General features: G+C 70.7%; 10 protein-coding genes and 1 pseudogene. 3 read left to right on the top strand and 8 right to left on the bottom strand.

Going from position 1 to position 13,619, the window contains the following annotated elements:
- Nucleotides 1–157 precede the first annotated feature (157 nt).
- Nucleotides 158–1,660, top strand: coding sequence for a hypothetical protein (locus SACE_RS14680; RefSeq protein ID WP_009949814.1), 1,503 nt, complete (start codon nt 158–160; stop codon nt 1,658–1,660).
- Between the two features lie 129 nt (nt 1,661–1,789).
- Here the strand turns inward: SACE_RS14680 and SACE_RS14675 are convergent, their stop codons facing one another.
- The gene (locus SACE_RS14675; protein WP_011873634.1) at nt 1,790–2,614 is read right to left on the bottom strand and encodes an IS5 family transposase; all 825 of its coding nucleotides are present in this window, start codon (nt 2,612–2,614) and stop codon (nt 1,790–1,792) included.
- 88 nt (nt 2,615–2,702) lie between these two features.
- Nucleotides 2,703–3,526, bottom strand: a protein-coding gene (locus SACE_RS36470) for an IS5 family transposase (RefSeq protein WP_085982280.1) whose coding sequence is annotated in 2 segments (ribosomal slippage) — nt 2,703–3,184 and nt 3,184–3,526 — 825 coding nt in all. Because the reading frame shifts where the segments join, the coding sequence is not laid out codon by codon here.
- A 128-nt stretch (nt 3,527–3,654) separates the two neighbouring features.
- Between SACE_RS36470 and SACE_RS36465 the strand changes: the two are divergent.
- Nucleotides 3,655–4,200, top strand: a pseudogene (locus tag SACE_RS36465) (IS5 family transposase); the annotation flags it as partial.
- Nucleotides 4,201–4,214: 14 nt separating this feature from the next.
- Here the strand turns inward: SACE_RS36465 and SACE_RS14660 are convergent.
- Nucleotides 4,215–5,525, bottom strand: a complete 1,311-nt coding sequence (locus SACE_RS14660) for a hypothetical protein (RefSeq protein WP_009950348.1) — start codon at nt 5,523–5,525, stop codon at nt 4,215–4,217.
- 193 nt (nt 5,526–5,718) lie between these two features.
- Nucleotides 5,719–6,057, bottom strand: coding sequence for a hypothetical protein (locus tag SACE_RS14655; RefSeq protein WP_231850009.1), 339 nt, complete (start codon nt 6,055–6,057; stop codon nt 5,719–5,721).
- A gap of 643 nt (nt 6,058–6,700) precedes the next feature.
- Between SACE_RS14655 and SACE_RS14650 the strand changes: the two genes are divergently transcribed.
- A complete protein-coding gene (locus tag SACE_RS14650) occupies nt 6,701–7,102 on the top strand; it encodes a hypothetical protein (RefSeq protein WP_231850008.1) in 402 nt (133 codons plus the stop codon).
- Between the two features lie 101 nt (nt 7,103–7,203).
- Here the strand turns inward: SACE_RS14650 and SACE_RS14645 are convergent, their stop codons facing one another.
- The 4 genes from SACE_RS14645 to SACE_RS14630 all read right to left on the bottom strand — a co-directional run bounded on the left by SACE_RS14645 (nt 7,204) and on the right by SACE_RS14630 (nt 13,524).
- Nucleotides 7,204–8,007 carry a crotonase/enoyl-CoA hydratase family protein gene (locus SACE_RS14645; RefSeq protein ID WP_009950352.1) on the bottom strand — a complete coding sequence of 268 codons (804 nt, stop codon included), beginning with the start codon at nt 8,005–8,007 and terminating at the stop codon, nt 7,204–7,206.
- 171 nt (nt 8,008–8,178) lie between these two features.
- Nucleotides 8,179–9,249, bottom strand: coding sequence for a 2,3-diaminopropionate biosynthesis protein SbnB (gene sbnB / locus SACE_RS14640; RefSeq protein WP_009950353.1), 1,071 nt, complete (start codon nt 9,247–9,249; stop codon nt 8,179–8,181).
- Nucleotides 9,246–10,250, bottom strand: a complete 1,005-nt coding sequence (locus SACE_RS14635) for a TauD/TfdA family dioxygenase (RefSeq protein WP_009950354.1) — start codon at nt 10,248–10,250, stop codon at nt 9,246–9,248. Before SACE_RS14635 ends, sbnB begins: the two co-directional genes overlap by 4 nt.
- Before the next feature lie 22 nt (nt 10,251–10,272).
- Entirely contained in the window at nt 10,273–13,524 is a 3,252-nt protein-coding gene (locus SACE_RS14630; RefSeq protein ID WP_009950355.1) for a non-ribosomal peptide synthetase, read from the bottom strand.
- Between the last annotated feature and the right edge of the window lie 95 nt (nt 13,525–13,619).

Raw genomic sequence — 13,619 nt, 5'->3', positions numbered from 1 at the left:
ACCCGCAGATCCACTCCGCCGAACCTCCGGCTCCCCCGCGCGGCCAAATAGCAAAGCCGACATCAACACCGGGAATGCCGACCACTATAGTCCTTATGGCCTAATGTTCTGCGCTGTTCAGCCTAGTACGAGCGCACTTCGCAAGGGAGTGATGTCAATGGCTCAACCTCGGTATCCCCAAGTCCTCACCTCGGGACTGGACTCCTCCGCGCCCGCGGACTCCGACAGGGGTTCCTCGGCGTGGCGGACCGGCAAGCACTGGCTGACGCTGTCCAGCGCCGGCATGCTCGCCATGACCAGCTTCGGGCTGCTCACGGCCCCGCCCGCGCTGGCCGACCCGGCGGGCTGCACGCGGACCCCCAACGGGCTCGGCGGGCAGGACATCCAGTGCCCGCGAGGGGTGCAGGCGGGGCAGACGTTGCAGGGGACCTCCGGCAAGGACCGGATCACCATCGTCGGCAGCGTGGTCGGCAGCGTCGACGGCGGCGGCGGTGACGACACGATCACCGTCACCGGCTCCTCCGGTGGCAACGGCGGCAACGGCGGCAACGGCAAGATCGGCCCGAACGGCGGTGACGCCGGAACGTCGGCCAGCGGCCGGCAGGGCACGGGGCAGTCCGCCAACGGTGACGAGCCCCCGACCGAGAACGGCAAGGACGCCGGGCGCGGCGGCCACGGCGGCACCGGCGGCGACGCCGTGGCGCGGACCGGTCTCATCAACGGCGGTGCCGGCAACGACACGATCAACGTCACCGGTGGCACCGGCGGCAACGGCGGCGAGGGCGGCAACGGCGGCGGTGGCGCCGCGGAGCAGATGCTGGCCTACGGCGGCGGGAACGGCGGTGCCGGCGGCAACGGCGGCACCGGCGGTGCCGGCAACCTCGGCCGCATCACCGGCGGCGAGGGCACCAACACGGTCAACGTCACCGGCGGGACCAACGGCAACGGTGGGCACGGCGGTCGCGGTGGCGGCGGCGTGGGCACCGCGAGCGGCCACGGCGGTGCGGGCGGCAACGGCGGCGGCGGCCGGGCCGCGTCCAACGGTCCCGCCGGCGTCGGCAACGCCGGCACGATCGTCAACGAGGGCAGCGACCGGATCACCATCGAGGGCGGTGCGGGTGGCCGCGGCGGTGACGGCGGTATCGACGGCATCGGCGGTATCGACGGCAGCGGCGGCATCGGCGGACCCGGTGGCGCCGGCGGCCTCGCCGGTCAGAGCGGAGCCGGTGAGGTCGTCGACCGCAACGGCACCGCCTCGGTGCGGGCGCTGCCCGGACGTGACGGCGCCAACGGCAGCTACGGCTTCCCGTCCGGCGGGGTCGGCGACAACGGCAGCCACAACGGGGTCGCGCGCACCGCTGCCGACCACAGGGCGACCGGACGCGCGTTGGGGACCGGCGCCAACGCCACCGAAGAGGTGACCCAGCGGGTGTCCGGTGACATCCTGCCCAGCATCCCGCTCAGCGGCGTCGGCGAGGACGCCACGGTCAGCGGCGAGCCGGGCACCACGTCCGTGAACACCCCGGTCACCGACCAGCCCGCCAACGGTGGCACCGCCGCCGAGGCGAAGTCCGACAGCGTCGGCAGCACCCACGAGGCGGCTTGCGCACAGCGCCCGCTGCCTCTCGGTGCGGTCATCGCATGCAAGCTGGCGGGCTGAGGTCCGCTAGCGCAGGAATGGCCCGCCGGAACCTTTCCGGCGGGCCATTTCCGTTGCGGAGCAATCCCCTTGATTGGCAGGACTTCGTCACCGGAGTCTGCGGCGCCTGAACCGCCCTTAGGGGTCCTTTCAGATTGCGTGTGTGGGGAGCTTGGCGGCGAGGATCATGCAGTGGGTGAGTTGGAGGAAGCCGTCGTGGATGTCGTCGCGGGTTTCCCAGCGGATCCGTAGGCGGCGTGGTCCGTGCAGCCAGGCGATCGCGGCTTCGACCACCCACCGCAGCTTGCCGAGGCCGGAACCGTGGTCGTCACCTCGGCGAGCGATCCGGGGTGTGATGCCCCGGGCCCGCAGCTTGTCTCGGTAGACGTCGTGGTCGTAGGCCCGGTCTGCGTAGAGGCGGCGGGGTTTGCGGCGGGGCCGACCCGGCCGTCCGCGCACCGGTGGGATCGCCTCCACCAGCGGCACCAGCTGGGTCACATCGTTGCGGTTGCTGCCGGTCAGCACCACCCGCAACGGGGTTCCACAGGCATCGGTGATGACGTGGTGCTTCGAGCCCGGCCGACCACGGTCAACCGGACTCGGACCGACTTTTGGGCAACCACGTCCCCGTTTGGCCTGGATCTGGGAGGAATCCACGACCGCTCGGGAGAAGTCCAACTGATCGGCCGCTCGCAGGCGATCCAGCAGCACCCGCTGCAACTGCTCCCATACTCCGGCCTGCTGCCACTCGGCCAACCGCCGCCAGCACGTCGACCCCGAGCCGAATCCCAACTCCTGCGGCAGAAACTCCCACTGGATGCCGGTGTAGAGCACGAACAAGATGCCCTGCAGAGTCTTGCGATCGTCGATCCGACGCCGACCCGGATACCGAAACCGACGCTCGTGCCGGGGCAGCAACGGCTCGATCAACGCCCACAACTCGTCGCTGACCTCCCACGGCCTCGGGCGAGCCATCCCACGCTCCCAACGATCGAAACGTGATCAACTCCAGCCACCACCATGCCAGACCAAGATCATTATGCAAGGACCCCTTAGGGGGATCTCATTTGGAGTTGTTATGGGTGAGCAGATCCAGTTTGGCGGCGCGGCGGTAGCAGATCACCGCGCAGGCCAGGCTGGCGAATGCCGCGTAGTGGGCGGCCTTGCGCTCGTAGCGGCGAGCCAGCCGACGGAACCGGGAAACCCACTCCAGGGTGCGTTCGATGACGTAGCGGTGGCGTCCCAGCCGGGTGGTCGACTCGATACCCCGGCGAGCGATCCGGGCGATGATTCCTCTCCGACGCAACGCGTGTCGGCAGACCGGATAGTCGTAGCCCTTGTCGGCGTGCAGCTTGCGCGGCCGACGTCGAGGCCGTCCGGCAGACCCTCTGACCGGCGCAACCGCATCGATCACCGTCTGAAGTTCCCGGTGATCGTTGCGGTTGGCCGCGGAGATGACCACGGCCAGCGGGATGCCACTGCGGTCGCTCATCGCGTGGATCTTCGAGCCGGGCTTGCCTCGATCCACCGGGCTGGGGCCGGTCAGGTCCCCCTTTTGACCGCCCGGATGTGCATGCTGTCCACCGACGCCCGGGACCAGTCGATCGCTCCAGCGGTGCCGAGCAGGTCCAGCAGTTCCTGGTGCAGCCGGGTGAACACGTCGGCTTGGGACCACTCGGTGAACCGGCGGTGTGCGGTGGCGCAGCTGACTCCGAACGAGGTGGGCAGCGCTGACCAGGCGCACCCGGTTTGCAGCACGTACAGGATCGCGGCCAGCACCGCGCGGTCGTCCAGCCGACGCCGACCTCCGCCCTGGTGGCGTTGCGGCGCTTCGGGCAACAGCGAACGCGCCAGCAGCCACAACGGCTCCGGACACCACTTCTCCACATCGCTCACAGTTGATCAACGATATCCCACGCCCAAGGGCACACCCAAATGAGATGTGGTCTTTAGGGGGATCTTGGCCTGGCACGGTTAGGGGCGTGGACTGATCACGTTTGTGGTTGGGAGCGTGAATAACTCGCCGACGGCCATGGGAGGTCAGCGACGAGCTGTGGGCGTTGATCGAGCCGCTACTGCCGGAGCATCCGAGCCGGTTCCGGCATCCGGGTCGTCGTCGGATCGATGACCGCAAGACCCTGCAGGGCATCCTGTTCGTGCTCTACACCGGGGATCCAGTGGGAGTTCCTGCCCCCAGGAGTTGGGCTACGGCTCGGGCTCGACGTGCTGGCGGCGGTTGGCCGAGTGGCAGCAGGCCGGAGTATGGGACGAGTTGCAGCGGATGCTGCTGGCCCGCCTGAGGGCGGCCGATCAGTTGGACTTCTCCCGAGCGGTGGTGGATTCCTTCCAGATCAAGGCCAAGCGAGGACGTGGTTGCCCAAAAGTCGGTCCGAGTCCGGTTGACCGCGGGCGGCCGAGCTCCAAACACCACGTCCTCACCGACGCCGGCGGTACCCCGCTGCGGGTAGCGCTAACTCTACGCCGACCGGGCCTATGACCATGACGTTTATCGAGACCAGCTCCGGGTCCGGGGCATCACGCCCCGGTTCGCTCGTCGTGGTGAATGAAAGGACCCCTAAGCCTCCGCGGCGTCCCTGGACTGCCGGCGCCGTGCGATCAACCGGCGGATCCAAAGGACGAGGCTGCGGGTCAGTCCGTACAGGATGATGGACACGCCCACCCAGGGCAGCAGCAACAGCAGGATCTGGATGACGCCGGTGGTCATCGCGGCGATCTCGCCCGCCTGCGCCGCACCGGCCACACCGCTGCCCATCCGCGCCATCGAGTCCCAGAGCGTCGGCAGGACGTACGGGGCGAGGGCCAGGAAGACGATCAACCAGTACGCAAGGCACGGGATCACCAGCACGACCCAGATCGCGATGACGCGCCGCGCCCACGGCTTGAGCTCCCGGACCCTGGGGTCCATGGGCCGCCCCGGGATCAGGCTGCGCAGCGTCGGCATCATGCGGTCGAACAGGTCGGGCACACCGACGAGGTCGCTGAGGATGTAGTAGCCGTCGAGCCGGATGGACGGCAGGAACTGCCAGATCGTCGTGACCTGCCAGGTGAGGATGGCGACCAGCAGCCAGGGCGCGCCCGTCCACGCGTAGGCGGCGATCATGGCGGTCAGAGCCAGCCCGTTGAAGTACACGCCGCCGAGGTCGGTGCGCAGCCTGGCCCCGCGACCGAGGCGGTAGACGTCGGTGACCGTGCTGTACATCGCCGGCCACACGAGGTAGATGCCGACCCCCATGGCACCGGGCCGGGCGCCGCCGTAGCGGCACGCGGCGACGTGGCCGAACTCGTGGAAGACACCGGCCACGAAGAGCAGTCCCAGCACCAGCAACGTCTGGGTGGGCTCGTCGATCAGCGCGTTGACGCTGGAGACGGCGTGGCCGAGGCCGTGCGCCGCGAACAACCAGACCTCGGCGAAGGCCAGCGCGACGAGCGCGGTGACCACAACCGGCGGCCAGTAGAGGGGCTGGAACACCGCGGCGATGGCCGAGACGACGCGCTCGGGCACCAGCGCGACCCGCAACCGCAGCGCGAGGAGCCGGTCGGGATGCCTGCGGCTGCGCACCTCGGCCCGCTCGGCCTCGCTGGTGCTGGCGACCATCCCGGCGGGTCGAAGCCTGTTGTCGATGAGGAAGGCCACCTGGTCGGCGCTGACGCCGCGCCCGAACTCGCCGCTGACCTCCTCGGCGAGCTGCGCGTGGGTGCGTCGGGCGTCGAGCCGGGACGCGACGAGGTAGAGCAGGCGGGTGAGCTGCACGACCTGCCCGTCCGCACGGCGCGCGAGGTAGGGCGGCTCCTGGTAACCCGAGTCCTGGTACTCGCCGATCAGCTCGACGGTGGGGTCCAGGTCGGGCACCGGGAGCTCGGCCACGTCCCCGCGGTCGTGCTCCCCTGTCTCAGAACCGGCGACGATGGTGCATCCCTCCCGAGAAAACTCCCGAAGATCGAAACAGGCCGCGGGCGCAGAGGATGTGCTCGGGGTTCTGCTGCCCGCGGCCGGCTCCGCCGTACCTGACTTCAGCGTGGTGGGTCAGCGGCTGCGCCGCCGAGCCACCCGCTGTCACTTACTTTGCGACCGCGGTGCCGCCCTCGCCACCGAGGCCGTCGCCGCCGATGCCGTCGCCGCCGATGCCGTCGCCGCCGTCGCCGCCGTCGCCGCCGTCGCCGCCGGAACCGCCGTTGCCGCCGTTGCCGCCGTTGCCGCCGCCCTGGCCGCCACCGGTGCCGCCACCGGTGCCGCCCGACCCGCCGGAGGCGCTGTTGGTCTCGTCGGCCGGGGTGGTCTCCGCCCAGTCCCAGCCGCGCGGGCTGAGTCCGAGCGCGAGCGTCGTAAGGACGGTGCGCGCCGGGAGGAACTCGACCCGCTCGTTCTCCAGCTCGGCGATGCTCAATTCATGAGGCAACGTAACCTCCTGCACAGAAGTTGGTTGGCAGACCGGAACAATCCACGGGCGACTGCCCGTTTCCTGCCGGCCTTCTCCTTTTCCGAAGCTCCAGACTCGCTGGTGCCGCGCAGATGCTATGGGCAGGAACAGGCCGACACGAGTACGACATACTCACTCGTTCGGGTAACGCGAGTCCACTGAAGACTGATGTTGGTCCGCGCATACGCAAGCACGCGCCCGGCCGCTCGCAACGCACTTCGTACGCCAGTTTGACACCGTGATCCGATCTGGCGTTCGCACGCGGCGGCCGGTCCCGGCTGCTCGAACGCACCAGCCGCGCAGATTGGTCCACAGTGGCCCACGGCGCGCTGTCCAGCACTTCTCCAGCCGGAAGTCCGTGCAATGCAAGAACATTCCGCGGTGGCGCGATCACAATGCTCGAGTCAACAGAGGAACAAGGCTCGAACCGACGTGGTCAGCCATGATCGGAAATGCGGACGACACAGGGACCTGACAACGCCGGACCACAGGGCGACAACCGGGGCGAACATCGACGAGCGCCGCGACTCCCGGCCGCCGTGAGCAGCGTTGATCGCCCTGCGACCGCAAGCACCTGCCCTTAGCATTTCCACCGCAACAACAGAACTCAATAAAGACCGAAATGGACTCCGAGGGAAAAACGGGTTCGCTTGTTCCCTCCGGTTTCCGCGTTTTCCGCAAGAGGAGGAAAATAGTGTCTCACGAAATCAGCCTTTTCGAGCTGGAGGACCAGCGGGTGGAATTTCTTCCGGCGCGCACCGTCCTGACGATGTTCGCGTTTGGCGGTCCGCGAGCGGACTGGGGCGGTGAGACGAACAACGCTCATGCCGGCGACGGCGGCAACGGCGGCGGCCACGGCGGCGGCCACGGCGGCGGCGAAGGTGGCCGCGGCGGTATGGGTGGCCAGTTCGGCCATGGCGGCAACGGCGGCCACGGCGGCAACTTCGGCCACGGCGGCACCGGTTGGGGCGGCAACGGCATCGGTGGCCCCGGCGGTGACGCGTTCGCCGGCAGCAAGTGGTGACCGAGCCGGCGGGTCGGCCGGATCAAGGCTGACCCGTCCGCTTCACACCGCTGGATTCCCGCCGATGGCGCGTCGTGGGCGTGCCATCGGCGGGTTCCCGTCTAGCGCCCGAAGGTTCGGCGGGCGAACTCGGGCTCACTCCGCTCGGAGTTGGCCCTGCGCGCGATCTTGTGGTTCTTCCCGAGCAGCAGCCTGAGCTGGTTGGCGCTCTCCAGCCGGAACGCGCGCCACGAGGCCGCGTGCCACGCCTGGTGGAACAGCCGTTTGGTCGCCGCGACCGCGTCCGGGGAGCGCCCGGCGATCCGGTGCGCCAGTTCGGTCGCCGCCGCGGCCGGGTCGTCGCAGACCTCGGTGACCAGTCCCAGCTCGCGGGCCCGGTTTCCGTCGAAGGTCTCGCCCGTCATGGCCAGCCGCTTGGCCACGTCCACCGGCAGCAGCTCGCGCAGCGTGGCGGTGCCGCTCATGTCGGGCACCAGGCCCCACTTGGCCTCCATCACCGAGAACTGGCAGTCGGGGGTGGTGAAGCGGAAGTCGGCGCCGAGCGCGAGCTGCAGGCCGCCGCCGAAGCAGTGCCCCCGGATGACCGCGAGCACCGGCACCGGCAGTCTGCGCCACACCCAGCACATCTCCTGGTACAGGTTGGTGGAGCGCCACGGCGGCCGCAGGAAGTTGAGCATCATCCGCCGGGGCTGCCTGCCCACGGAGGCGAAGTCCAGCCCGGCGCAGAAGGACTTGCCCGCACCGCTGAGGACGACCGCGCGGACGTCCCGGTCGGCGCGCACCTGTCCGGCGGCCTCGACCAGCGCGCGCATCATGTCGAGGTCGAGGCCGTTGAGCCGGTCCGCCCGCGTCATGGTGACGTGGGCCAGCGGCCCGTCGATCTCGACCGAGACTCGTTCCGGCATCGGCGATCCTCTGCTTCCGGCGGTGGGACCACCCGATACTACTGGTCGGTAACATCGGGCACGAGCCCTACCCCCGGCAGCGTCCGCAGCACCCTCCCACGCTGCGCGCACCGCCACGAGCACCCGTGAGTCTTCGGGGTCGTTGGGGCGGCCCGAGGGACGCACGGGTCCCTAGCCGTAGCGGCGCAGCTCGTGGAAGAAGTCGTCGACCACCTGCAGCTCGCCCGCGGCGGCGACCTCGTCGTAGACGTACTTGCCCACGCCGAGGTCGAGCACCCCGAGCCCGAAGGGCGAGAACACCAGCGGGCGGTCGGTGGGCGGCGTGATCCGCTCGGACATCACGTCCTCCAGCGTGCCGTCGAGGAACTCCCGGTCGCCGGTGAGCTGCTCGGCCAGGTGCGGCGAGGTGTCGGCCTTCAGGCAGTGCTCGACGTCGTCGACGACGTTGGCCGAGGCGAGGATGATCTCCGGGGCCAGGTCGCGCAGCGACACGTGCAGCACCAGCGGGTTGTGCCGGAACCACGACGCGTCGTGCACGTGCGGAGTTCCCGCGACGGTCGCGAACACCACCAGGTCGCTGGACCGGATGAGCTGCTCGGCGTCGTCGTGCAGGGTGACCCGGCCGGTCCCGACGGTCTGCTCCAGGTAGCCCCGGAAACCGGCCGCGCTCTCGGCCGACAGGTCGTACACGCCGATGTCGTCGAACGACCAGCCGGTGCCGACCAGGAACCGGTGGATGTAGCGGGCGATCAGGCCCACCCCGAAGAACCCGACGCGCGCCGGACGCCCACGACCCCGGCTGAGCCGGTCGGCGGCCAGCGCCGCCGAGGCCGCGGTCCTGGTGGCGCTGATGATGGAGCTCTCCATGCAGGCGAACGGGTAGCCGGTGTCGTGGTCGTTGAGGATCAGCACGGCCGAGGCGCGCGGGATGCCCGCCGCCACGTTGTCCGGAAAGCTGGAGATCCACTTCATCCCGTCCACGCGGACCCGCCCGCCGATCGACGCGGGCAGCGCGATGATCCGGGAGTTGGGGCGATCCGGGAAGCGCAGGAAGTACGACGGCGGGTTCACCGAGTCTCCCGCGGCGTGCACGCGGTAGATCTCCTCGGTCAGCTCCACGATCTCGCTCTCGCGTCCCTCCAGCGTCCTCTGCACCTGCGCACCGGAGATCACCGCGAACGGTGGCACGGTGGCCTGCTGCGACTCGGCGGTCTTCTCCTGGCCGGTGTGGATGGTGGTCATGGGGCGGTCACCTCGATCGTCGGCGAGCAGGCGGCGAGGTGCGTGGCGTCGGCCATCGCGACGAGGACCTCGCGCGGTCCCTCGTACGCCTCCCGGCTGTGGGCGTTGCGGATGTTGTCGACCAGCATCAGGTCGCCGTCCTGCCAGGGCTCCCGGGCGGTGTTGGCCTCGTAGACCTCGTTGAGCAGCGCCACGACGTCCTCGCCCACCGGTTCCCCGTTGCCGAAGAGCGTGTTGAACGGCAGCCCCTCGGGGCCGTAGACCTCGACCAGGAACTCGCGCACCTCGGGTGCGATCGTCCACTCGTTGAGGAACGCGATCTGGTTGAACCAGCAGCGCCGCCCGGTGGCCGGGTGGCGCACGACGGCGCTGCGGCGCTGCCTGGTGCGCAGCCCTCCGTCGGGCTGCCACTCGAACTCGATGGCGTTGTTGCGGCAGTACCGCTCGACCTCGGCCCGGTCGTCGGTGCCGAACGCCTCGGCGAACGACGCGCCGATCTCGTCGTTGTAGTTGCGGACCAGCAGCCAGCCCTCGCGCTCGAACCGCGCGACGAGGTCGGCGGGCAGCGCGTCGAGCACGGTCGGCGTGTCGGCGACCGCGGTCGCTCCGCCGTGCTCGGGGGCGGTCAGGCAGGCGAACTGCATCATGCCCGGGAACTCCAGGGCGTAGCTCAGCTCGTTGTGCATGCACATCTGCTGGTTCGCCGGCCACTTCGACGAGGAGTACACCCCGTCGCCGTGGTCCTGGCGGGCGGCGAAGGCCTCCCGCTCGGTCATCAGGCCGGTGGACAGCCGGTGGAAGACGGCGGCGGCCTCGGCGATCTCGCGCACCCCGAGACCGCGGACCAACAGCGAGCCGTGCTCGGCCACCGCGGCGCGCAGCGCGTCCCGGTGTTCCGATGCCCATCTCGGCGCGTCGCCGGCCGCATCCGCTCGCAGCATCGCGGGCTTGCCGGGCCGCAGGTCGACGTCGAGCGCCGACGCTGGAGTTGAGGACGACATCTCGATTCCTTTCCGTTGCCGCTCAGGGGGATGCGAACAGTTCGGCGGCGCGCAGCACGATCCGCGCCGTCTCGGCCGGGCGGGTGCGCAGGAAGTGGTGCCCGCCGTCGGCGAGCTCCTGCAGCTCGACGTGCTCGGCCAGCGGCCGCCAGCCGTGGTGCCGGTCGGCGGAGCCGCCCGTGCTGGGGTCGTCGGCGGCCAGCACCGCGGTGACCGGTACGGACAGCATGACCTCCGGTGGGTGCTCCAGCGCGTCGGCGAAGTAGCCGTGCGCCGACACGCAGTCGTGGCGGTAGGCGGCACCGACGTGCGCGGCGCGCTCGGCGTCGAGCTCGCCGAGCTCGGTGTAACCGGTGTCCGCGCGCAGGTCGGCGGCGATCTCGGCGTCGCGGCGCGCGGTCAGCTCCGCCATGGCGGCCCTGCGGTCGGCGGCCCGGCCCGGCAGTTGCGCGGCGAGGAACACCCGCTGGACGTCGGTGCCGTGCTCCCGCAGCCTGCGGGCGGTCTCCAGGGCGAACGCCGTGCCCGAGGAGTGCCCCCAGAGCATGATCCTGGTCAGGCCGCGCCGGGTGATCTCGTCGGCCACCTGGTCGACGACCCGGTCCAATGACGCGAACGGTTCCGCTTCCGCGGCCAGGTCGTGGCCGGGCAGCTCGACCGCGTGGACCTCCAGGCCGCTGCCGCGCAGCGCCCTGGCCATCGGCTGGAAGTTCACCGCGTTGCCCCCGGCGTAGGGGAAGCACACGAGCGCGCCCGAGCGCCCGCCGTCCGGTTCGGACAGCCGGTGCAGCAGGCCGCCGCGCTGCCGCGCCCTGCCGTCGACCAGCGCGGCCAGGTCGGCCAGCACCGGGTTGGCGGTGATCTCCTTGAGCGAGACGGCCCGGTCCAGCGCGATGGCCAGCTTGACCGCCGACAGCGAGGTGCCGCCGCGGTCGAAGAAGTGGTCCTGCCTGCCGACCTGGTCCTCGGGGACGCCGAGCACCCCCGCCCAGGCCGCGGCCAGCCGCTGCTCGGTCGGCGTGCTCGGCGCGCGGTAGTCCTCCTCGACGACCTCCAGCTCCTCGGCCAGCGCCTTGAGCGCCTTCTTGTCGATCTTGCCGTTTGCGGTCAGCGGCAGCCTCTCCCGCCAGTGGAACACCGGCGGGACCATGTACTCGGGCAGGGACTCGGCGAGGGTGTCGCGCAGCATCCCGGCGTCGAGCTCGCCCGGCGCGGAGTAGAACGCCGCCAGGTGCTTGCTGAGATCGGCGCGTTCGGCGACGACCACGGCGCCGTCGCGCACGCCGGGTACCCGCAGCAGGGTGTTCTCGATCTCGCCGATCTCGATCCGGAACCCGCGGATCTTGACCTGGCTGTCCCGGCGGCCGAGGAACTCCAGCTTGCCCTCCGGCAGCCAGCGCCCGTGGTCGCCGCTGCGGTAGAGCCGCTGCCCCGGCCGGTGCGGGTCGGCCAGGAACGCCAGCCTGGTCCGGTCGGGGTCGTTGACGTAGCCGCGTCCGACGCAGACGCCGGAGAAGACGATCTCGCCGGGCGCTCCCAGCGGCACCGGGTCGAGGTTCTCGTCGACGACGTAGACGTGCACGTTGGGGATGGCGGGCCCCAGCGGCACCCGTTCGCCCTCCGGCACCCGGTCCATGACCTCGTGGTTGGTGTCGTCGGAGGTCTCGGTCAGCCCGTAGGCGTTGACCAGCCGAATCCCCGGCATGGTGGCGAACCAGCGTTCGGCGAGCTCCTTCTTCAAGGCTTCGCCGGTGACCGACACGCACTGCAGGTCCGGCAGCTCGCGCGGGTGGTTCTCCAGGTAGGACAGCACGACCTCCAGGTAGGACGGCACGACCTGGAGCACCGCGACCCGGCCCTCGGCGATGCGGTCCACGAACCGCTCCACGTCGAGGATCACGTCCTGCTCGACCAGCAGCGTCCGGCCGCCCACCACCAGCGCCGAGAGCAGCTGCCACAGCGAGATGTCGAAGCACTGCGGGGCGATCTGGGCGACGGCCCCGCCCTCGCCGATCCCCAGGTCGTCGACCTTGGCCAGCAGGTGGTTGAGCATGCCCTCGTGCTCGCACATAGCGCCCTTGGGCTCGCCTGTCGAGCCGGAGGTGAAGTAGATGTAGGCGAGCTGGTCGGCGGCGATCTCGGTGCCAAGGTCGCCCTCGGCGTGGTCCTCGGCGTAGGCGTCGTCGACCAGCAGCGCCCGGACCCCGGGCAGCGACTCCAGCGCGTGGTCCAGCGTTGTGGTGCTGCCGCGTTCGGTCAGCACGATGCGGCACTCGGCGCGGGAGAGGGTGGTCGCGATGCGGTCGGCCGGGAAGTGCGGCTCGATCGGCAGGTACGCGCCACCGGCCTTGAAGACCGCGAGCACGGAGGCCAGCCAGTCGAGGTCGCGCTCGGTGGCCACCGCGACGACGCCCTCGGGCTCCAGACCGCGCACCAGCAGGGCGCGCGCCAGCCGGTTGGCGCGCGCGTTGAGCTCCCGGTAGGTCCAGCTTCGGTCGCCGTGCACGGCCGCGACCGCGCCCGGGTGCAACTGGACGCGCTGCTCGAACAGCTCGTGCATCCGCTGGTCCGGCAGCGCCCGGTGCGGCCCGGCGAGCCCCTCGACCTGGTGGTGGAGCTCCTCGGCGGAGAGCAGGCTCCGCTTGCCGGGCTCGGCGTCCGGCTCCGCGGTGAGGTGCGTGAGGGCGGTGAGGTGGTAGCCGGCGATCCTGGCGGCGCAGTCGGCGTCGAGGACGTCGGTCCGGTACCGCAGGCGCAGCGCGAGCCGGTCGCCGTGCCGCTCGATCCCCACCCGCAGCACGGTTCCGCCGGTGAGTTCGCCGTCGGCGGCCGGGTCGAACGCGGTCTCGAACGGCGCCTCGCCCAGGCCGAGCTCGCGCCGGAGCTCATCGAGCGGGAAGTCCTTGTTGGACACGATGTCGGACTCCACCTGCCGGGTCGCCCGCACGAGGTCCCGCCAGGAGCCGCCGTCGACGATCAGCCGGCAGGGCAACGGGTCCCCTTTCTCCTCGGCGACGTAGCCGGTCGTGACCTCGCGCTCACCGGAGAGCGCTGCGAGGACCTCGGCGTGCGCGGCCAGCAGCACCGCGCTGAGCGGCACGCCGAGCTCTTCGGCCAGCCGCAGCGCCGAGGCCGCGAGGCCCTCGGGTACCGGCACCCCGTGCTCGGCGGTCCCGGTGGCGGGGTGGAGGGTCCACCGCGGGATGGTGGTGGCACCGCCCGCGGCGAGCACACCGCGCCAGAACTCGCGGCCGGCCTCGGTTAGCGTTCCCATCGCGTCTTCTTCCTTCCACGCACCGATATCTCGGTGCTCGGTGGTGCTGTCATTGCGTGTGTCCCGGTGAGTCCGGGCACCCCTGGCCCCGGCGC

Source organism: Saccharopolyspora erythraea NRRL 2338, assembly GCF_000062885.1.
Taxonomy (GTDB): domain Bacteria; phylum Actinomycetota; class Actinomycetes; order Mycobacteriales; family Pseudonocardiaceae; genus Saccharopolyspora_D; species Saccharopolyspora_D erythraea.
This window is presented reverse-complemented; position numbering and strand designations above follow the sequence as displayed.

What these genes read in the sequence shown, in the direction of transcription:
- SACE_RS14680 (WP_009949814.1), top strand. Translation starts at nt 158, where the DNA reads ATGGCTCAACCTCGGTATCCCCAAGTCCTCACCTCGGGACTGGACTCC.
- SACE_RS14675 (WP_011873634.1), bottom strand. Translation starts at nt 2,614, where the DNA reads ATGGCTCGCCCGAGGCCGTGGGAGGTCAGCGACGAGTTGTGGGCGTTG.
- SACE_RS14650 (WP_231850008.1), top strand. Translation starts at nt 6,701, where the DNA reads ATGGACTCCGAGGGAAAAACGGGTTCGCTTGTTCCCTCCGGTTTCCGC.
- SACE_RS14645 (WP_009950352.1), bottom strand. Translation starts at nt 8,007, where the DNA reads ATGCCGGAACGAGTCTCGGTCGAGATCGACGGGCCGCTGGCCCACGTC.
- sbnB (WP_009950353.1), bottom strand. Translation starts at nt 9,249, where the DNA reads ATGACCACCATCCACACCGGCCAGGAGAAGACCGCCGAGTCGCAGCAG.
- SACE_RS14635 (WP_009950354.1), bottom strand. Translation starts at nt 10,250, where the DNA reads ATGTCGTCCTCAACTCCAGCGTCGGCGCTCGACGTCGACCTGCGGCCC.
- SACE_RS14630 (WP_009950355.1), bottom strand. Translation starts at nt 13,524, where the DNA reads ATGGGAACGCTAACCGAGGCCGGCCGCGAGTTCTGGCGCGGTGTGCTC.